This is a genomic window from Serratia sp. HNCC26DJ244, from assembly GCF_057180565.1.
In genome coordinates, this window is sequence record NZ_JBXUGO010000008.1 from 105924 (window position 1) to 122599 (window position 16676).

The 16676-nt window shown below is 48.2% G+C and carries 15 protein-coding genes; 4 read left to right on the forward strand and 11 right to left on the reverse strand.

The annotated features are described in order from the left end of the window. Positions 1-44: 44 nt before the first annotated feature. Positions 45-815 (reverse strand): glycosyltransferase family 2 protein, encoded by a 771-nt coding sequence (locus AC2A06_RS08980; protein ID WP_473196416.1) that lies wholly within the window; start codon positions 813-815, stop codon positions 45-47. Continuing rightward, positions 816-2093 (reverse strand): lipid IV(A) 3-deoxy-D-manno-octulosonic acid transferase, encoded by a 1278-nt coding sequence (gene waaA, locus AC2A06_RS08985; protein WP_023490035.1) that lies wholly within the window; start codon positions 2091-2093, stop codon positions 816-818. Between the two features lie 123 nt (positions 2094-2216). On the opposite strand from waaA, the gene AC2A06_RS08990 reads away from it, so the two are divergent. Beyond that, positions 2217-3233: a glycosyltransferase family 9 protein gene (locus tag AC2A06_RS08990; protein WP_484380050.1), complete on the forward strand. Its 1017-nt coding sequence runs from the start codon at positions 2217-2219 to the stop codon at positions 3231-3233. 33 nt (positions 3234-3266) lie between these two features. Here the strand turns inward: AC2A06_RS08990 and AC2A06_RS08995 are convergent, their stop codons facing one another. Genes AC2A06_RS08995 through rfaQ form a run of 3 tightly spaced genes read right to left on the reverse strand, consistent with a single transcriptional unit; the run spans position 3267 to position 6573 of the window. Continuing rightward, positions 3267-4364, reverse strand: coding sequence for a glycosyltransferase (locus AC2A06_RS08995; RefSeq protein ID WP_484380051.1), 1098 nt, complete (start codon positions 4362-4364; stop codon positions 3267-3269). A 2-nt stretch (positions 4365-4366) separates the two neighbouring features. Beyond that, a complete protein-coding gene (locus AC2A06_RS09000; RefSeq protein ID WP_484380052.1) occupies positions 4367-5494 on the reverse strand; it encodes a glycosyltransferase family 4 protein in 1128 nt (375 codons plus the stop codon). Next, a complete protein-coding gene (gene rfaQ, locus AC2A06_RS09005) occupies positions 5491-6573 on the reverse strand; it encodes a putative lipopolysaccharide heptosyltransferase III (protein WP_484380053.1) in 1083 nt (360 codons plus the stop codon). The genes AC2A06_RS09000 and rfaQ overlap by 4 nt, the downstream gene beginning before the upstream one ends. 214 nt (positions 6574-6787) lie before the next feature. On the opposite strand from rfaQ, the gene AC2A06_RS09010 reads away from it, so the two are divergent. Together AC2A06_RS09010 and AC2A06_RS09015 are read left to right on the forward strand one after the other, a co-directional pair. Continuing rightward, positions 6788-7744, forward strand: a complete 957-nt coding sequence (locus AC2A06_RS09010; protein WP_037384831.1) for a polysaccharide deacetylase family protein — start codon at positions 6788-6790, stop codon at positions 7742-7744. A gap of 1 nt (position 7745) precedes the next feature. Further along, the gene (locus AC2A06_RS09015) at positions 7746-8843 is read left to right on the forward strand and encodes a glycosyltransferase family 9 protein (protein WP_484380054.1); all 1098 of its coding nucleotides are present in this window, start codon (positions 7746-7748) and stop codon (positions 8841-8843) included. A gap of 7 nt (positions 8844-8850) precedes the next feature. Here AC2A06_RS09015 and AC2A06_RS09020 read toward each other — a convergent pair whose 3' ends face one another. Genes AC2A06_RS09020 through rfaD form a run of 6 tightly spaced genes read right to left on the reverse strand, consistent with a single transcriptional unit; the run spans position 8851 to position 15235 of the window. After that, positions 8851-9849: a glycosyltransferase family 2 protein gene (locus AC2A06_RS09020; protein WP_473196411.1), complete on the reverse strand. Its 999-nt coding sequence runs from the start codon at positions 9847-9849 to the stop codon at positions 8851-8853. Next, the gene (locus AC2A06_RS09025) at positions 9846-11078 is read right to left on the reverse strand and encodes an O-antigen ligase family protein (protein ID WP_484380055.1); all 1233 of its coding nucleotides are present in this window, start codon (positions 11076-11078) and stop codon (positions 9846-9848) included. The genes AC2A06_RS09020 and AC2A06_RS09025 overlap by 4 nt, the downstream gene beginning before the upstream one ends. Before the next feature lie 21 nt (positions 11079-11099). Then, complete coding sequence (locus AC2A06_RS09030) at positions 11100-12269, reverse strand: glycosyltransferase (RefSeq protein WP_484380056.1); 1170 nt, start codon at positions 12267-12269, stop codon at positions 11100-11102. Continuing rightward, entirely contained in the window at positions 12269-13231 is a 963-nt protein-coding gene (gene rfaC, locus AC2A06_RS09035) for a lipopolysaccharide heptosyltransferase RfaC (RefSeq protein ID WP_484380057.1), read from the reverse strand. The genes AC2A06_RS09030 and rfaC overlap by 1 nt, the downstream gene beginning before the upstream one ends. Before the next feature lie 2 nt (positions 13232-13233). Continuing rightward, positions 13234-14280 (reverse strand): ADP-heptose--LPS heptosyltransferase RfaF, encoded by a 1047-nt coding sequence (gene rfaF, locus AC2A06_RS09040; RefSeq protein WP_484380058.1) that lies wholly within the window; start codon positions 14278-14280, stop codon positions 13234-13236. A 22-nt stretch (positions 14281-14302) separates the two neighbouring features. After that, positions 14303-15235, reverse strand: coding sequence for an ADP-glyceromanno-heptose 6-epimerase (gene rfaD / locus AC2A06_RS09045; RefSeq protein ID WP_484380059.1), 933 nt, complete (start codon positions 15233-15235; stop codon positions 14303-14305). Positions 15236-15474: 239 nt separating this feature from the next. Between rfaD and AC2A06_RS09050 the strand changes: the two genes are divergently transcribed. After that, positions 15475-16671: a glycine C-acetyltransferase gene (locus tag AC2A06_RS09050; protein WP_023490542.1), complete on the forward strand. Its 1197-nt coding sequence runs from the start codon at positions 15475-15477 to the stop codon at positions 16669-16671. The last annotated feature ends 5 nt before the right edge of the window (positions 16672-16676 follow it).

Sequence of the window (16676 nt, forward strand, 5' to 3'; positions counted from 1 at the left end):
AGACCTAACGACCTTCAAGAAGCAGCATGGCTGTATCTTGAGGGTTATTGGGTAACGTTACGTCCCAATGCCCACAGTGCGGCATATTTATTGAAAGTATATTGCGCGTTGACCATGGCTAACAGCAAGCCTTGTTTACCGTCAAGAAAACCAGCCCGTAGCAACCAGGTTTTGCAGAAGGCTCCCAAGGTGTGGGTAAGGATCGACAGGTAACCACAACGTTTACCGGCCTGATGGCGCTGGGCAGCCCACTGTTCGGCGTAATGCAGTTGTTTACGCTGAAAAGCAAAAAAGTCGCGGCAGGTCAGGTGTAGCAAATCACCTTTTAATGGCACAATTTTGGCGCCCGCCGTATTGAGTGACTCGTGAACTAAATCATCGTTGTAACGATAATGGGCGTTGGCATACAACCGATTGACCCGATCCGGATACCAACCACTATGGCGCATAAAGCGGCCAAGGAACAGATTGCGGCGCCCAAGGCTGTAAACCACGTTGTCTTCTGCAGTTACCAGCGCTTGTTCAATTGATTGGCGTAGCTCTGGTGTGACACGCTCATCGGCGTCGATCATCAGAATGTAATCCTGGGTGGCATAGCTTTGCGCTTTTTGGCGTTGCTTGCCAAAACCTTGCCACTCGGTATGCGTAAATACTTTAGCCCCCAGGCTTTCCGCCAAGGCGACAGAACCGTCTGTACTGCCGGAATCGAGAACGATGATTTCATCAGCCCAAGAGACCGATTGCAGACACTCAGGCAACAGCTCGGCTTCGTTTTTAGCGATCATCACAACCGAAAGACGTTTACGGTCGCTCATCTAGTGACTCCGTGGCGGCAGATAGGGTTGCAGCAATTGCAGCAGATGCTGCAGTGCTCCCTGATTCTGATACAACACCTCAACGGCATGACGGCCATAGTAATGGCGGTAATCTTCATCAGTCAGTAATGTCGCCACTTCTTTTACCAGAGCATCGACATCATTGACCGTGATAAGTCCCCCCGCTTCGGTGAGCTTGGCACAGATATCCTTGAAGTTGAAGGTATGCGGCCCCATCAGGACGGGAATGGCATGCGCAGCAGCCTCCAAGGGATTATGCCCCCCACGTTCCACCAGGCTGCCACCAACAAAAGCCAAATCGGCAATGCCATACAGCAGCATCAACTCCCCCATGGTATCGCCAATCACCACCTGCGTACTACCGGAGGGGATCTCACCACTGCTACGAGTGATATAGCTAAAACCCGCTTTTTGTGCCAGCGCCTTAGCGGTAGGGAAGCGTTCTGGATGGCGTGGTACCAAAATCAGTAATAAGTTCGGGTAGGTGATCAATAACCTGCGGTGAGCCTCGAGCAACAAGGTTTCTTCACCCTCGTGCGTGCTGGTGGCGATCCACACCGGACGGCGCGGTGCCCATTGGCGACGTAGCGTAATGGCCCGCGCGGCAAGTTCTGGTGTCACCGAGATATCGAACTTAAGGCTACCGGTGATAGCCAGTTGAGAGCGTTTTAAGCCAAGGGCAAGAAAGCGCTCACCATCCTCATGATTTTGAGCAGCAATCAAGGTAATATGCTGCAGGATATCTTGAATAAATCCGCCAATTTTTTTATAGCCTGCTGCGGAGCGTGCAGAAAGGCGAGCATTGGCGATGACCAACGGGATTTGGCGTTGATACAGCCCATTGATCAGGTTTGGCCAAAGTTCGGTCTCCATGATGATCACCAGCTTAGGCTCAACCTGCTTGAGAAAACGGCGTATGGAACCCGGCAAGTCATAAGGGAGATAGACGTGGTGAACATCTTTACCAAAGGCGGATTGCACACGCTCAGAGCCGGTTGGTGTCATGGTGGTGACGGTAATCGGCAGGTAGGGATAACGGTGACGCAGCGCTCGAACTAACGGGATTGCGGCCAGGGTTTCGCCAACGGAAACTGAATGCAACATAATACCGCCCGGCACCACTTTTCCGGCGCAGAAACCGTAGCGTTCAGCCCAGCGTTTACGATAGGCAGGCGCTTTGCGGCTACGCCACAGCAAGCGAAGCCAGATTAGCGGTTGGATAAGGTAGAGTAGTACCTGATATACACGAAGCAGCATGCTATCAATTTCATTTATATGCGTTATTCTGAATAGTATCATATCCAGCACGGAAAGGTGCTAGTTTGGTGGTTTGAAGAGCGCTGGCGACGACTGACACAAGATTTGGCTGATAGGTTTGGAATGAAGAATATTTTAATTATACGCCGTGACAATATTGGTGATTTGGTTTGTACCACTCCATTGATTGAAGGAGTGAAAATTGCCTACCCTGATGCAAAACTGTATCTGTTGATCAATAAAGTCAGCCAAGACGTGGTGAAGCATAACCCCCACCTTGAAAAAGTATTCGTGTATAAAAAGGCGAAACATAAAGCCAAGAATGAGACAACACTGGGTGTCTATTTTCAACGGTTAATGATGCTCTGGCAGTTAAGAAAAATAAAATTTGATGCAGTGATCCTCGCTAATCCAGAGCCTTGCAAGTATAGCTTACGCATGGCAAAAATGATTGGGGCTAAAAATATTATCGGTGCTGATTTAGGCACCAGCGACATTCATCATCCTTTTAAAGCAGCTAATTTTCATGGTAAACATCAGGTAGAACGTACCTATAGCTATTTGTCGGCAATAACGGATAAGGTTATTCCGATTCCACCTGTGCGTGTCTATCTAACCGATGAAGAGCGTCATATCGCCAGGCAACGTTTAAAGGCATTGTTACCTGCCAGCAGTGGGCATCTCTATGCTGTGCATTTCAGTAACCGCAGAGTAAAGAGTAGTTGGCCACTGGAGCGCTATGCTGAGATTATTCGTCACTTAACGACGGATCATCATGCCTCGGTACTGATTTTTTGGTCACCGCCGGGTACGTTGGCTCCAGATGATATTGGTGATGATAAACGCGCTGAACAGTTGTTGATGCAGTGTCAAAATCCGCGAGTGGCGCTGTATCCCACCGCCTCGGTACGTGAGTTGCTAGCCGCATTTGATTTGTGTGATCTGGTGTTGTGCAGTGATGGTGGTCAAATGCACTTGGCTGCGGCATTGAATAAAAAGCAGGTGGTATTTTTTGGTGAGACCAAACCGGAGGAATGGCATCCTTGGTCGGATGATTATCAGATAATACAGGCTACGAGTGGTAACTGTGCTGATATTCCGGTTGAAGAGGTTTGGCAAAAAATGCAACAGTTAAAATAGTTTGAAATAAAGGCAGGCCAACCCTGCCTATGCTTATTTTTTTAATGCAATATATTGTTCACAAATAGGTTTTAGACCATAACTTAATAATTGTTGATGATTAATTTCGGGAGGGTTGGCATAAATGTTTGCCATCTTTTCCGCTAGAGATTTTTCATTTAATTCGGCCAGTGCATTGCTCATACCTACTTTTTCCAGGATTTCCTGCGGCCCACCGGGACAACGCGTGCTAACCACTGGAGTCGCACACAGCAATGCCTCAACCAGTACGTTGCCGAAACCTTCATTGTCTGAACTAAGCACCAACATGCGCGCGTGTTTGATAAATGGGAAGGGGTTGGCCTGAAAACCAAGAAATTGTACTTGTTCATAGATCCCCAACTCTTGCGCTAACTGTTTTGTCTCTTCGACTATTTTTTTGTCTCCGCCACCCAGCAATACCAAAGGGGCTTTAATACCGGAGAGCGCATAGGCTTTCAGCAAGCGGTCATGGCGCTTGTGTGGATGGAAACGGCCTACATGTATCAGATAATCTTTGCCTGCTAACATGCAGGGCTCGGCGGCTTCTTGTTCTATTGCTTTGATATCGAAAGGATTGTTGATTATTTCCAATCGATTGGGCTCAATTCTTAAATTTTGCTGCAGGTCATGGCCTACCGCCTGTGAGACGGCAACAATATTTTTGTGCTGATAGATGCTTGCTATCTTGCGGCGCTTTAACCAGCGATCCAGCCCAGCTCGGTGGCCCAGATAGGAAGTGGAAAGAATACCGTGTATGCAGAACCAGAGACGTTGCTGATCAATCACTTTACTACGACTGACAATACGATCCGTCTTATGCAGGTTAGAGAACACCAGGTCATAACGGCCCTTTTGCTGTTCATTGGTGCTAATTGTTCGGTCCAGCATGGCAGCGCGACGTGACAGCTCAGTCAATTTGCGCCAGGGTGTCCTGCAGGTGTCGGGAATCACTTGATAATTAATCCCAGCAGGGATGGGATAGTTACAGATATCACGCAGTGAAATCAGGCTGATGTCATGCCCTGCTTGCTGTATGCCTTGGCATAACGTCAGTACTACCTTTTCTGCCCCGCCACCAGGCAGACCGTCGATAATCATCAGAATACGCATAGTTAATCCAGCAGTCGGTTATAGAGTGCAATAAGTTGTTCTGAGAGTTGTGTCGGTGTTGTCGACATAATACGCTGCCTTGCCGTTTCTCCCATGGCGGACCCCAACGCTTGCCGAGGTAATGCATCAATTGCTTCGGTCAGCGCGCGAATATCCAGTGCATCGCTGACAAATCCATTTGCACCTGGGATGATAAACTCGGCTCCACCGCAGGTGGTACTGGTGATCACCGGTAATCCACATGACATCGCTTCCAGGATTACATTGGGGAAGGGGTCGTATAAGGTTGGCAGCAGCAGAGCATCTGCAGCTTGGTAGAACGGCAGTGTTTGTTGCTGCACGCCCATAAAGCGCACTCGGTGGCCACAACCCAGTGACTGCGCCAGTGCTCGGTAACGTTGCTCGGCTTTGTCTTTACCCACGACCAATAGATAACTCTCTGTTTCGGCTACCGCACGGATGGCTGCTGCCAGACCTTTACGTTCAAAACCGGAACCGACAAAGACCAGGCAGTGTGCTTGTTGGGGAAGTTGAAATTGCGCGCGCAGTTGTTGCCGTTGCTGTTCACCCGCAGGTAAAAATTTCTGGTTATCAATAGCGTTGTAGATCACGCTGATTTTATCCGCAGGGACGCTAAAGTCGTCGATAATTTCTTGCTTGATCATTTCGGCATTACAAATCACCGCTTTTAACTCAGGTGCGGCATACATGGCGCGTTCAGCGCACATGACATAACGATGGTAACGGTTAGAGAATAACCATTTGCGCCGCCACTCCGGCAGCAGGCGTGCTCGCTGCAACAGCCAGCGGCGGTGTACGCCATCACCCGCACGATAAATATCGCAGCCAGGGATGCGCTCATGACTTTGTACCAGATCGAAGTGCTCTTTTTGCCACAAGGCTCTAGCGGCCTGCGCAAAACCACGCTCGCGGCTGATACGGCCAAATTTCATCGGGTTGCACAGATGGATATGCCAATGCGGATTGGCATCACCTTGCCATTCGCGGGTGATAACGTTCAGATCCAGACCCTGTTGCTCGAGAGCCTCCAGTGCCCGGGAAACAAAACGTTCTGCCCCGCCATCTGGGCGGTATTTTTGGCGAACAATTGCCAAACGAAATGTTTTCATGCCAGGGTGCTCCGCGCGGCTGCAATCACCACGTCTGTAGGAATAATGTTGAGGTAACGCTCATCAGTGCGGGTATTAACCGCATCAGGGTCTGGCAGTTCGCCATAGTTCCCCGCCCAAATTACCTGGCCGATGACTTGCCAAGGGCGCCAGAATGTCAATTTTGATGGCCCGAAAAGCGCCACGCAAGGCGTCTGTAATGCTGCTGCCATATGCATAGGGACAGAGTCGACACCCACAAACAGTTTGGCGTGATCAATCAGTGCAGCCAACTGCCGCAGCGTCAGTTGCCCTGCCAGGGAAACGATACCTGGCTGTGGGCACAGCTCCAGTATTTGCTTGACCATCTGCTGCTCTTTGGTATCGGGCCCGGAGGTTATCACTAATTGGTGTCCATCAGCCTGTAGGGCGCTGATGGTAGCTGCCATTTTTTCTTCACTCCAACATTTAAAGAACCAGCGTGACGTGGGTTGTACCACAATATAGCTATCCTTGATGCCATGCTGGCGTAAAAGTTGTTGGCTGGCTTGCCAGTCTTGCGCGCTGTAACTCATGGTGACTTGCTGGCTGAGATTGGGTAAACCGAGCGGTTGCAGCAATGAAAGGTTCTGCTCAACAGTGTGCAGATGCTGATGTTCAGCCACCGAGACCAATCGACTATGGCAATGGCGCCACAGAAAACCTCGGCGTTTGGGAAAATCGAACCCCAGGCGGATGCGCGCCCCGGTTAAACGTGAAAGTAGCGCGCTGCGCCACTGATCGGCAAGATTGATCACCAGATCGTATCGTTGGGCTCGGAGCTGACGGATCAAACGCCACTCATGGCTGAGATGAGCTTTGAGGCCTTGCTTTTTCCATTGGCGATCGATAACAAATATCTGTGATAGTGCCGGGTTGCTGGCCAGCATATCTTGCGTTTCTTGATACAGTAATATGTCGATCTGTGCTTGGGGGTAGTTCTGTCGCAAAGTATTGATGACTGGGGTAGTCAGCAGCATATCGCCGTGATGGCGCAGTTTAATGATCAGAATATGCTGTATTGGCGTGGCAGAAGCCGAGGCTAACGCGTCGTTCATCATAAGTCGCTTTCAGTGAAACCAAAGTGTGATTCTAAATGACCTAATCGTATGTTGCTACTATTGCCAAGTTTTCTTACCGATAACGAAAATCTCCCCTGACGAGCAAAGCCTCGGACAGTCTGATGACAAAGTTGTTTGCCCTGAAGAAATCAGCTGCGTAACATGTATGCCTTATGAGTATCAGCCCGCTGCTTGCACAACAACAGGTATCTTTATGAGCGTACCAGCGTTTCTTATTACCATTGATACTGAAGGCGATAACCTTTGGCAAAATCATGATCGTATTTTGACCGAGAACAGCCGTTTTTTGCCGCGATTTCAAGCGCTGTGTGAAAAATATGGGTTCAAGCCAGTTTATCTAACCAATTATGAGATGGCAGTGGATGCGCACTATATCGAATTTGCCCGTGATGTGATTGCCCGCGGCACCGCCGAAGTGGGTATGCATCTGCATGCCTGGAACAGCCCCCCACTTGAGCCACTGACTGACAATGACTGGCGCCATAAGCCTTATCTGATTGAATATCCCGCTAATCAGATCCGTGCCAAAGTCGATCATATGACTAAGTTGCTGGAAGATACCTTTCAAACCAAGATGCGCAGCCACCGTGCCGGGCGCTGGGCGTTTAATGAGTTTTATGCGTCACTTTTGCTGGAATATGGCTATCAGGTAGATTGTTCGGTCACTCCACGGGTTAACTGGCAGTATTCACCGGGCAATCCCCAAGGTAACGGCGGAACTGATTATCGCCATTTTCCCTCTCAGGCTTATTTTATTGACCCAGCCAATATTGCCAAACCCGGTAACTCGATGTTGCTGGAAGTTCCTATGAGTATTCAGTATAAACACTCTGCGTTGATGAATTTGCTCAAGCAAGGTTATGATCGCTTTCGCGGTAAAAAACGCTCACCATCAGTAGATTGGCTGCGGCCATCCGGTCATAATCTGGCAAAAATGAAGCGAGTGGCGGAAAATTCGCTGGCACAAGGGCATGATTATGTTGAGTTTATGCTGCACTCTTCCGAGTTTATGCCCGGTGGTAGCCCGACCTTTAAAAACGAGCAGGATATTGAAGCCTTGTATCGGGATTTAGAACAGTTATTTGATTGGCTACAGCAACGCACGGTGGGTATGACGTTGGCTGAATATTATCAGGTTAAAGTGAATTAACATGTCGAAAAAGTGGAAAATCAAGGCTGCTGATTGGTTCTTGCGACGTTATACCGCGAAGTATGGTCGTTTCCAGGATAAAGCGACCTTTGACAGCAAAATGCAGTTCGAGAATATCGTTATTTATTCCACGACAGCTTTAGGGGATTTCATGTTCAATACCCCGGTGTTGAGAGCGATGCGTGAACGTTATCCTGCCGCACATATCACACTGGTAGTACATGAAAAAAATAGCGAGTTAGTAGAAAATGGTCGCTATTATGATCGGGTGATTTACTGGAACAGTAAAATAAAGACCATTGGCCCTCTATTGAAATCATTGCGGCAACATCAGCCGGACCTGGCTCTGATCCTGCATTCACACCTACCTTATGACGTTATCAGTGCCATTATGGCCGGTGCAAAATATGTCATCAGAGATAACTATAGTTCAGGGATATGTGGGTTGGAACCTTGGTTGACCAACTATGTATTCCATTATTATGGGCACTTTATTCGCCGAAAACTGGAGTTGATTTCCATTTTAGGGTGTCGTAGTGACGATCCGACTATGGAAATTCCTGTCCCCTATAAGCCAGGCATTAGAAACATCGAATTTTGCTCAATTGGATTTCAACTTGGGGCTTCTACAGAGTCTCGTTGTTGGCCGGTTGGTCACTTTGCCAAGTTGGCGGATATGTTGGCTGTCCAATATCAAAATGTGCGCTTTGTGTTGATTGGTGCAGGGCAAAAAGATGAAAAGAAAGCACAAGAGTTCCTGCAGCTTATTCATCCTGATACTCGGACTTGTGTTGATAATAAGATAGGTAAGACTGGGCTACAGGGAACGTTGACATTAATTGATAGCCTCGATCTACTGGTATCTGGGGACACGGGGCCTTTGCATTTGGCGATTGCATTGAAAACCAAGACGATAAGTTTATTTGTGACGGCTGATCCTCGGTCTACCGGACCAATTCAGGATGTAGAGTTGCACCGAATTATTCATCTTTCTCGAACGGGTTATACCATGCCATTGGAGGTTGATGGACCGGTGGGGGTTATTCAGCCACAGCGTGTTTATGATGAGATTGTGGCTCATATGTCTTTGAACTCTTGATAAGAGGCTAGAAACGTCTTGGTATGATGGTGCGTAGCCACCAACGCATTTTCGATAGAAAAGTATCCACTCGTGCATAACGCATTTGGCGGACTTTTTTTCCCGGGACGTCACTATCTTGGCATATCATGGCCGCCTGACGAAGAGTATTTAGGGTCTCTGGTTCATAGTGATAATAGCCGTAAACTATTTTTGACATGGACTTCACCTCGGAGAAACAGTTGGCGAGCATCAATGCAGCCAATTGTCGTAGCGGTTCATCACCTTGGTGTTGTGCCACAAATTGCAGCATTTTTTTCATCGCAAACAGCATGTCTTCAATATCTTTAGCCTTGATATTGCGGGTGATCCCTTGGTTATTATCGCGATATAGATAGAGCGCATGGTCAATATGGGCAATTTTTCGGGTTTTGAAATATTGGAAAGGTGTGAAGATAACATCTTCATAGCGCCGCCCATTTTCAAAAGTATCTCCTGCTAGCAATGTACGCCGATAAACCCGACTCCAAAGATGCCACATCGAGTTGGCAAATAGCGGTTTTAGACAATCCAGCCCTTGATGTTGAAAGTCGTACACGATGTGTTTGACCTGCTGATTTGTGGGTAAAACAGAGGGAGAAACGGTGAATTTCTGATAGTTGAAATCAATCAAATCCTCGCGGTCTTCGAGCAGTAATGGGTGTAAAACTGCCAGATAATCAGTACATAGCATGTCATCTCCGTCCAGAAAAGTGACATAGCGCCCACCGGCATTTTGTAACCCGACGTTGCGGGCATTGGCAATACCACCGTTTGTCTGAGAAATAAATTTTACTAAGGGATGTTGTTTTTTTAGTAGAAACTCGTTGACCAATACAAAGGATGAATCTGTCGAGCCATCATCAATAATTACTACTTCAATATCATCACGAATTTGATCAAATAATGACCCCAAACTATCGATGATAAAATCCTCATTATTGTAGAATGGAACAATAATACTAAGCAGAGGTGGTGTCAGGTTCATGCTGTTGGCTCCTGACTTTTTTTCACGGAAAGTACACTGGCAATAATCGCTAGACAGAATATAACGGTGCCTTCCTTACTGAAGAAAACGACATCGCTGAGTCCGTAAGCAAATAGACTGAAACTTATTCCTAGCAGTAATGCATTGCGGTGAGGTCTCAGTGACGAGACAAACAGACCAATATAGAGTGCCAGTAAACATAGCGCCCCCCAGAGACCTTTAAGAGAAAAGGTTTCCAGTAATTCGTTATGTAGATGGACATTGATATAGGGCATGGCTCCATATAGCTGGGGCTCTTGCGCGACAATGGTACGGATTTTTTCGCCACGTAACTCTGCGGATTGGCCCCATAGTGCATCTGATCCAGCATGTATAGCCACGACCTGCATACTTAGCCTGGAAATAATTGAGTTATCCACTTTGGGTTGGTCAATCCTCTGTATGTCGGTTTTAAAATCACTAATACGTTTTTCTATCTGTGTCTTGAAGACAACACCACTCACTAGCAGTAATAAAGGGATTGAGATTACCAACTGGATCTTGCGTTTTCTAGATATTAACTCTGTTGTTGCTAGTAGTGATAGGATGCACGCAAGAGGATAGACCAACATGGCAGCTCTTGTTCCTGTTAGGATGATACCGGAGAATGTGAGCAAGAAAGCCAAAACATATAAAATCAGGCGGTAACGAGTTTGTAACATCAGAATGGCTTGCATCATGACCAGATTGATGGCGGTCATGATATAGGCAACGAGAGTGGCGCGATCAAAGTTGAGTTCAATACGCGGAATATTTAATATCAATCCCTGATAAAGTGCGTAGCCATTGACAGCCAAACCGCAACTTAAAGCCACGACAATAAATGCACGCTGCATACAAAGGCGTTCATTCAGTGCGAACAGTAAAAGAAATGCGGTAGCTATTTGTAACTTTCCGGTTGATAAGTATGAGCGGTAAATATTGATATAGTCACCTGGTTGCTTAAAATCGCTCATCCAGAGAATGGATCCTATCCCTACGCAGAAAAAAAGCATAGGTAAAATTAGGTTCATCTTGTTTCTGAAGAAGTACTTTGCGTGCAGGAAAATAACAATCAATGAGAGGTAACTGGAGATATAAAAAAAATCACGCCCAATGTTGGAACCGAAAGGAATGGTAAAAAAAGCAACAGCACACCCTAAATAAATAAGATAGCTAAATGCTGGATGGGGGGCCTTTTCTGTCAGCATGGTTCTGTTTTTCCAACTAGGTTAATTCTGGGTGGCCAAGGATAGTAGAGTCTGGTCAAAATCAGTCTTGAACATTGCATAATTGAAATGTGTCATTGGGTAATTACGGGCATTTTTGCTGAGAAATTGGTAAGTATCTGTCACCAACAGTTTCTCCACAGCATCTGCGCAGTCGATATGTGACAATAATTTTGGCTTAACGAGTGAATCACTGAGTGGATCGTAAACATCATGCGGGAAATCAACTTTTATGCCGGTTAGATGTTGATGCTGTTCAATAGTGATAGACGGTGTTAGCCCAATACCACAATAACCATCCTTCACTGCCTCTGGTTGACCATCGATTAGTGGGAATATTACAGGCACACCAAAATAGAGTGATTCCATACAGGACAAACCGAACGGTTCGGTAATCGGTGTACTCATATAAATATCGATACGGTTAAAGAAGTCTGCGACATTATCTTGAAAACCGCTGAATATGACGTGATCACCGAGTTGTAGCCGTTCAGCCAGAGCTTCAAAGGCTGCTCTGTCTGGACCTTTGCCTGCAATTTCTAAAGAAACATGATGTCCACGACGCAATAACTCTTGCATCATCAGCAGGGAAACGCTGATTCCTTTAAGACTTACTAGTCGAGAAGCAGTACCGATCTTGACTGGTTGCGATAGTAACTTGGGGGTATCGTTAAGCCCTGTTGGCGTTTTGATACGGTTGATTACTACTGGGTTTGGGCAGGGTAAATTAAAACGTAATTCCATCACGCGTTTCGACGCATGGGATGCAGAAATAACACCATCCAGCATAGCGAAGAAACCCAGAGTCTTATGATTTTTGGGATAACGCCAGGAGCAGCCATGATCGTAATAAATCAATTTGCCGCGTTTAGGTTTTGCTGCTAGACCGGGAATCAGATCCCATACGATGATCACATCGGCATTGGCCCTTTCTATTTTTCTTGTCAGCAGGTATTTTCGTAAAAATTGCGGGCAGCGCAGCGAGAGTGAATTGATTAATCGATTGGCAAACGTCACGGCCTGGTTTGGCATCTGTTGGCGAATTTCTTTAGCGATCTCACTGCTGATGCAAATTACTTCGTTACTGTTATCAGTGGTATCGTTGATATACTGCAAAAACAGGCGTTCAACACCACCCATTTTCCCTAAATTAATAATATGCAGCTTCTTCATTAGATGGCCTTTTGTAGTTCTGTCCGGACAGCGTTAGCGGTGATTTCTAGCATATTTTTTCTCGGCGCAATCAATGAATTCTGATTCAACCCATACCCCCCAATCAACCCCGGGTCTGTTGGACCATACAGGGTGACATTCGGGCGGTCCAGGGCGGCAGCCAGATGACTCAGACCGGTATCGACGGAAACCACCGCTTTAGCGCCTGCCAACACGGCGGCTACCTGCTCAAGAGTCAGCTTGGGTAACACTTCAACATGCCCAAACCCGTCTGCCAAGCGTAAAGCTCGCTGGTGTTCATGCTCGGCTCCCCAGGGGAGCTTGATCTTTAACCCGCTAGGGGCAAGTAATTCAATCAGTTGACGCCAATGCTGCTCTGGCCAATGTTTTGCATCACGCGTGGTTGCGTGCAGGAAAACCAGATATTTCCCGCCATCTGCAAGGGGATGGCTAAGAAAACGCGCGGCAATGGCGTAATCCCCGGTATTATGCGGTTTTTCATAACCCAAGCTTTTGGCAAAGAGTTCGCGTATACGCTCTACCGCGTGTTGCTGTTTATCCACAGGATGACGATGCTGATAAAAGCAACTGGCTAGTGGTTCCCGTGCGCTGTGCCAATCCAGACCATGTTTGCTGCCGCGAGCAAGGCGCGTCACCAACGCCGCGCTCTTAATTAACCCCTGCGCATCAATGACAATATCATACTGGCGTTGTTGTACCTGCTGTTTGAAATCGTTGCGCTGCTGCCGGGTCTCTTTAGCAAACCAATTTTTACGCCAACGGCGAAGTGCTACCGGGATCACGCGGTCCACCGCCGGGTGCCAACTGGGGATTTGGCTGAATCCTTCCTCCACCACCCAATCGAAACCAATACCAGGGATAGCCTGCATGGCATCGGTCAGTGCAGGCAGGGTATGAAGTACATCCCCCATTGAGGAGGTTTTAACGATCAGTACCTGCATGGTTATTCCTCGCTGGCGGCAAGTAGTGGCATCAGCGTGTCTAACACCTGCTGGGGCTGGATGTCGATCAGGCTTTGGTGATAACCCTGATCAGCATCGCCTTTACGGATTTTGTGATACCCATCAATCAAACGGATCACCCTGGCCTGCTGAGATAACGGAGGAGTGAAGTCCGGGCTACTTGGGCCATACAGTGCGATCAGTGGTTTATTCAGTGCCGCGGCAATATGCATCAAACCCGAATCATTGCTGACAACTGCCTGGCAGGAAGCCAGCAGCACGACGGCTTGTTCGAGCTGTGTTTTCCCGGCTAGATTAAGGCAGAAATCACGGCTGTTTTCTTCCAGTGCGGCACGGATCTGTTCCCCCGCTTCACTGTCTTTGGCCGAACCAAACAGGACAATTTGATAACCTTGATTGATCAGCGCTTGTGCCAAGGTGGCGTAATGATAGTGCGGCCAACGCTTGGCTGGGCCAAACTCGGCACCTGGACAAAAACCGATAATCGGCCGCTGCTCGGTGAGGTTAAATGCCGCTGTGGTTTCGGCGATTTCCCCGGCGCTGACCTGCAATTGTGGCCAGAGTAGCGGCTGGGGCAGATCTTCCGCCCGGAGTATACGTTGTTTATCGTAAGCCAAGGCGACATAGCGCTGCACCATCAAGGGGAACGCCGCTTTATCCAACACCCGCAGGTCATTGAGCAAACCGTAACGCATCTCACCGCGCCAACCGATACGCAAAGGTACCTTGGCAAAGAAGGGAACCAAGCCAGATTTGAACGAGTTGGGTAGCACATAGGCACGCTGATAACCCTGCGAGCGCAGAGCATGACCAAGACGACGGCGCTCACCCAGCCCCAGGGCGCCATGGCCCAGTGGCATGGCTAATGCCTGATTCACTTCTGGCATACGAGCCAGCAGAGGACGGCACCAGGCAGGGGCCATCACGTCGATTTCTGCTGAGGGATACTCGGCCTTCAAGGTGCGATAGAGGCTTTGCGACATCATCATATCGCCAACCCACGAAGGGCCGATAACCAGAATTTTCATACCGTAAATTCGTTCCTTCAGCTTAAGCGGTACGATCCAACCAGGCCATGTACTCTTTAACGCCTTCGGCGACGGTTTTGAATGGTGCGCTATAACCGGCTGCGCGCAATTTGGTTTGATCCGCTTGCGTGTAGGCCTGATAGCGGCCTTTCAGTTTTTCCGGGAACTCAATATATTCCACGGCACCTGACTGATGATAATCCACCACGGCATCCGCCACCGCCTGGAAGGTTTCCGCCCGGCCAGTACCGCAGTTAAAAATACCGGATACGCCGTTTTGCCAGAACCACAGATTAACCGCCGCCACGTCACCGACATAGATAAAGTCACGCTTGAAGTTTTCACTACCGGCGAACAATTTGGGGTTTTCACCGCGCTGGATCTGGTTGTTCAGGTGGAATGCCACACTGGCCATACTGCCTTTGTGCCCTTCACGGGGGCCATACACATTAAAATAACGGAAACCGCATACCTGCGAATCCGCCTCTGGCAAGATTTCACGCACGTATTGGTCGAACAGGAATTTTGAGTAACCGTAGACATTCAGCGGCTGCTCATACTGCCGTTCTTCAATAAAGTTATCGGTGCGACCACCGTAAGTGGCAGCAGAAGAGGCATACAGGAAGGGGATTTGGCGGTCCAGACAGAAATGCAGGAGATCCTTGGAATACTGATAGTTGTTATCCATCATGTATTTGCCATCCCACTCGGTGGTGGAAGAGCAGGCACCTTGGTGGAAAACAGCCTCGATATCACCCAGGTCGTCACCCGCCATAATGCTGACGAGAAACTCTTCTTTATCCATATAGTCAGCGATATCAAGGTCTACCAGGTTGACGAATTTGGTGCCATCTTTTAGGTTGTCGACGACCAGAATGTCACGATATCCTTGATCATTCAGTGCCTTAATGATGTTGCTGCCAATCATGCCAGCGCCGCCAGTGACGATAATCATTGGGTTTACCCCTATATTCTGTTTGGTGATGCACCATGCTCACTCTGATATGCCGCCTATAATAGCATTTCATTGCATCAGGAGCATCGGCGGTATGGTTAATATCCTATTCGCTTAATTGACGCTGCCATTTGCCGTGATATCTGCTGCAATTTTAATTTTCTCTGTCGTGTATTGTCGTCAGCTTAGTTATAAATCAGTAAAATATCCCAAAATATTCCTATTTTGGAGATGACTAAATGTCCGCATCCTTTTATCAGCAGTTGGAACAACAACTTGCTACCACTCGTGCCGAAGGGCTGTTCAAGGAAGAACGTATTATCACTTCCGCCCAGCAGGCAGATATCGCCGTTGCCGATGGCCGCCATGTTATCAATTTTTGTGCCAATAACTATCTTGGGCTAGCTAACCACCCGGCATTGATCGCTGCTGCCAAGGCGGGCATGGATAGTCATGGTTTTGGTATGGCTTCAGTACGTTTTATCTGTGGTACGCAAGATAGCCATAAACAATTGGAGCAGAAACTGGCGGGTTTCCTGGGGATGGAAGATGCCATCCTCTACTCCTCCTGTTTTGATGCCAATGGCGGTTTGTTTGAAACCTTGCTTGGCCCGGAAGATGCCATTATTTCTGATGCCTTGAATCATGCTTCCATCATCGATGGCGTGCGTTTGTGCAAGGCTAAACGCTACCGCTATGCCAATAACGATATGAATCAATTAGCGGAGCAACTCAAGCAGGCCAAGGCGGATGGTGCGCGTCACATCATGATCGCCACCGACGGTGTGTTCTCGATGGATGGGGTCATTGCCAATCTGAAAGGGGTGTGTGACCTGGCAGATCAATACAACGCACTGGTGATGGTGGATGATTCCCACGCGGTGGGTTTTGTCGGTGCTCATGGGCGTGGGACACATGAATACTGCGAAGTGATGGGCCGGGTTGATATTATTACTGGCACCTTGGGTAAGGCGCTGGGTGGTGCTTCCGGTGGCTATACCGCAGGGAAAAAAGAGGTGGTGGAGTGGTTACGCCAGCGCTCACGCCCTTATCTGTTCTCCAATTCGCTGGCCCCGGCGATTGTGGCGGCGTCGATCAAAGTGCTGGAGCTATTGGAACAAGGGGATGCACTGCGTGAACGCTTGTGGAGTAATGCCCGGCTGTTCCGTGAAAAAATGACCGCTGCCGGTTTTACGCTTGCCGGGGCTGACCATGCCATTATTCCGGTGATGCTAGGTGAGGCCAAATTGGCGCAGGATTTTGCCAACGCTTTGCTGAAAGAAGGTATTTACGTCACCGGTTTCTTCTATCCGGTGGTACCACAAGGCCAGGCACGTATCCGTACACAGATGTCTGCTGATCACACACCAGAGCAGATTGAACATGCGGTTGAGGCATTTATCCGTATCGGTAAGACACTGGGTGTTATTGCATAAGGTAC

Coding starts and splice junctions, on each gene's coding strand:
- AC2A06_RS09010 (WP_037384831.1), top strand. CDS start 6,788: ATGAGCGTACCAGCGTTTCTTATTACCATTGATACTGAAGGCGATAAC.
- rfaQ (WP_484380053.1), bottom strand. CDS start 6,573: ATGATGAACGACGCGTTAGCCTCGGCTTCTGCCACGCCAATACAGCAT.
- rfaC (WP_484380057.1), bottom strand. CDS start 13,231: ATGCAGGTACTGATCGTTAAAACCTCCTCAATGGGGGATGTACTTCAT.
- waaA (WP_023490035.1), bottom strand. CDS start 2,093: ATGCTGCTTCGTGTATATCAGGTACTACTCTACCTTATCCAACCGCTA.
- AC2A06_RS08990 (WP_484380050.1), top strand. CDS start 2,217: ATGAAGAATATTTTAATTATACGCCGTGACAATATTGGTGATTTGGTT.
- AC2A06_RS09000 (WP_484380052.1), bottom strand. CDS start 5,494: ATGAAAACATTTCGTTTGGCAATTGTTCGCCAAAAATACCGCCCAGAT.
- rfaF (WP_484380058.1), bottom strand. CDS start 14,280: ATGAAAATTCTGGTTATCGGCCCTTCGTGGGTTGGCGATATGATGATG.
- AC2A06_RS09015 (WP_484380054.1), top strand. CDS start 7,746: ATGTCGAAAAAGTGGAAAATCAAGGCTGCTGATTGGTTCTTGCGACGT.
- AC2A06_RS09020 (WP_473196411.1), bottom strand. CDS start 9,849: ATGAACCTGACACCACCTCTGCTTAGTATTATTGTTCCATTCTACAAT.
- AC2A06_RS09030 (WP_484380056.1), bottom strand. CDS start 12,269: ATGAAGAAGCTGCATATTATTAATTTAGGGAAAATGGGTGGTGTTGAA.
- AC2A06_RS08980 (WP_473196416.1), bottom strand. CDS start 815: ATGAGCGACCGTAAACGTCTTTCGGTTGTGATGATCGCTAAAAACGAA.
- AC2A06_RS09050 (WP_023490542.1), top strand. CDS start 15,475: ATGTCCGCATCCTTTTATCAGCAGTTGGAACAACAACTTGCTACCACT.
- rfaD (WP_484380059.1), bottom strand. CDS start 15,235: ATGATTATCGTCACTGGCGGCGCTGGCATGATTGGCAGCAACATCATT.
- AC2A06_RS09025 (WP_484380055.1), bottom strand. CDS start 11,078: ATGCTGACAGAAAAGGCCCCCCATCCAGCATTTAGCTATCTTATTTAT.
- AC2A06_RS08995 (WP_484380051.1), bottom strand. CDS start 4,364: ATGCGTATTCTGATGATTATCGACGGTCTGCCTGGTGGCGGGGCAGAA.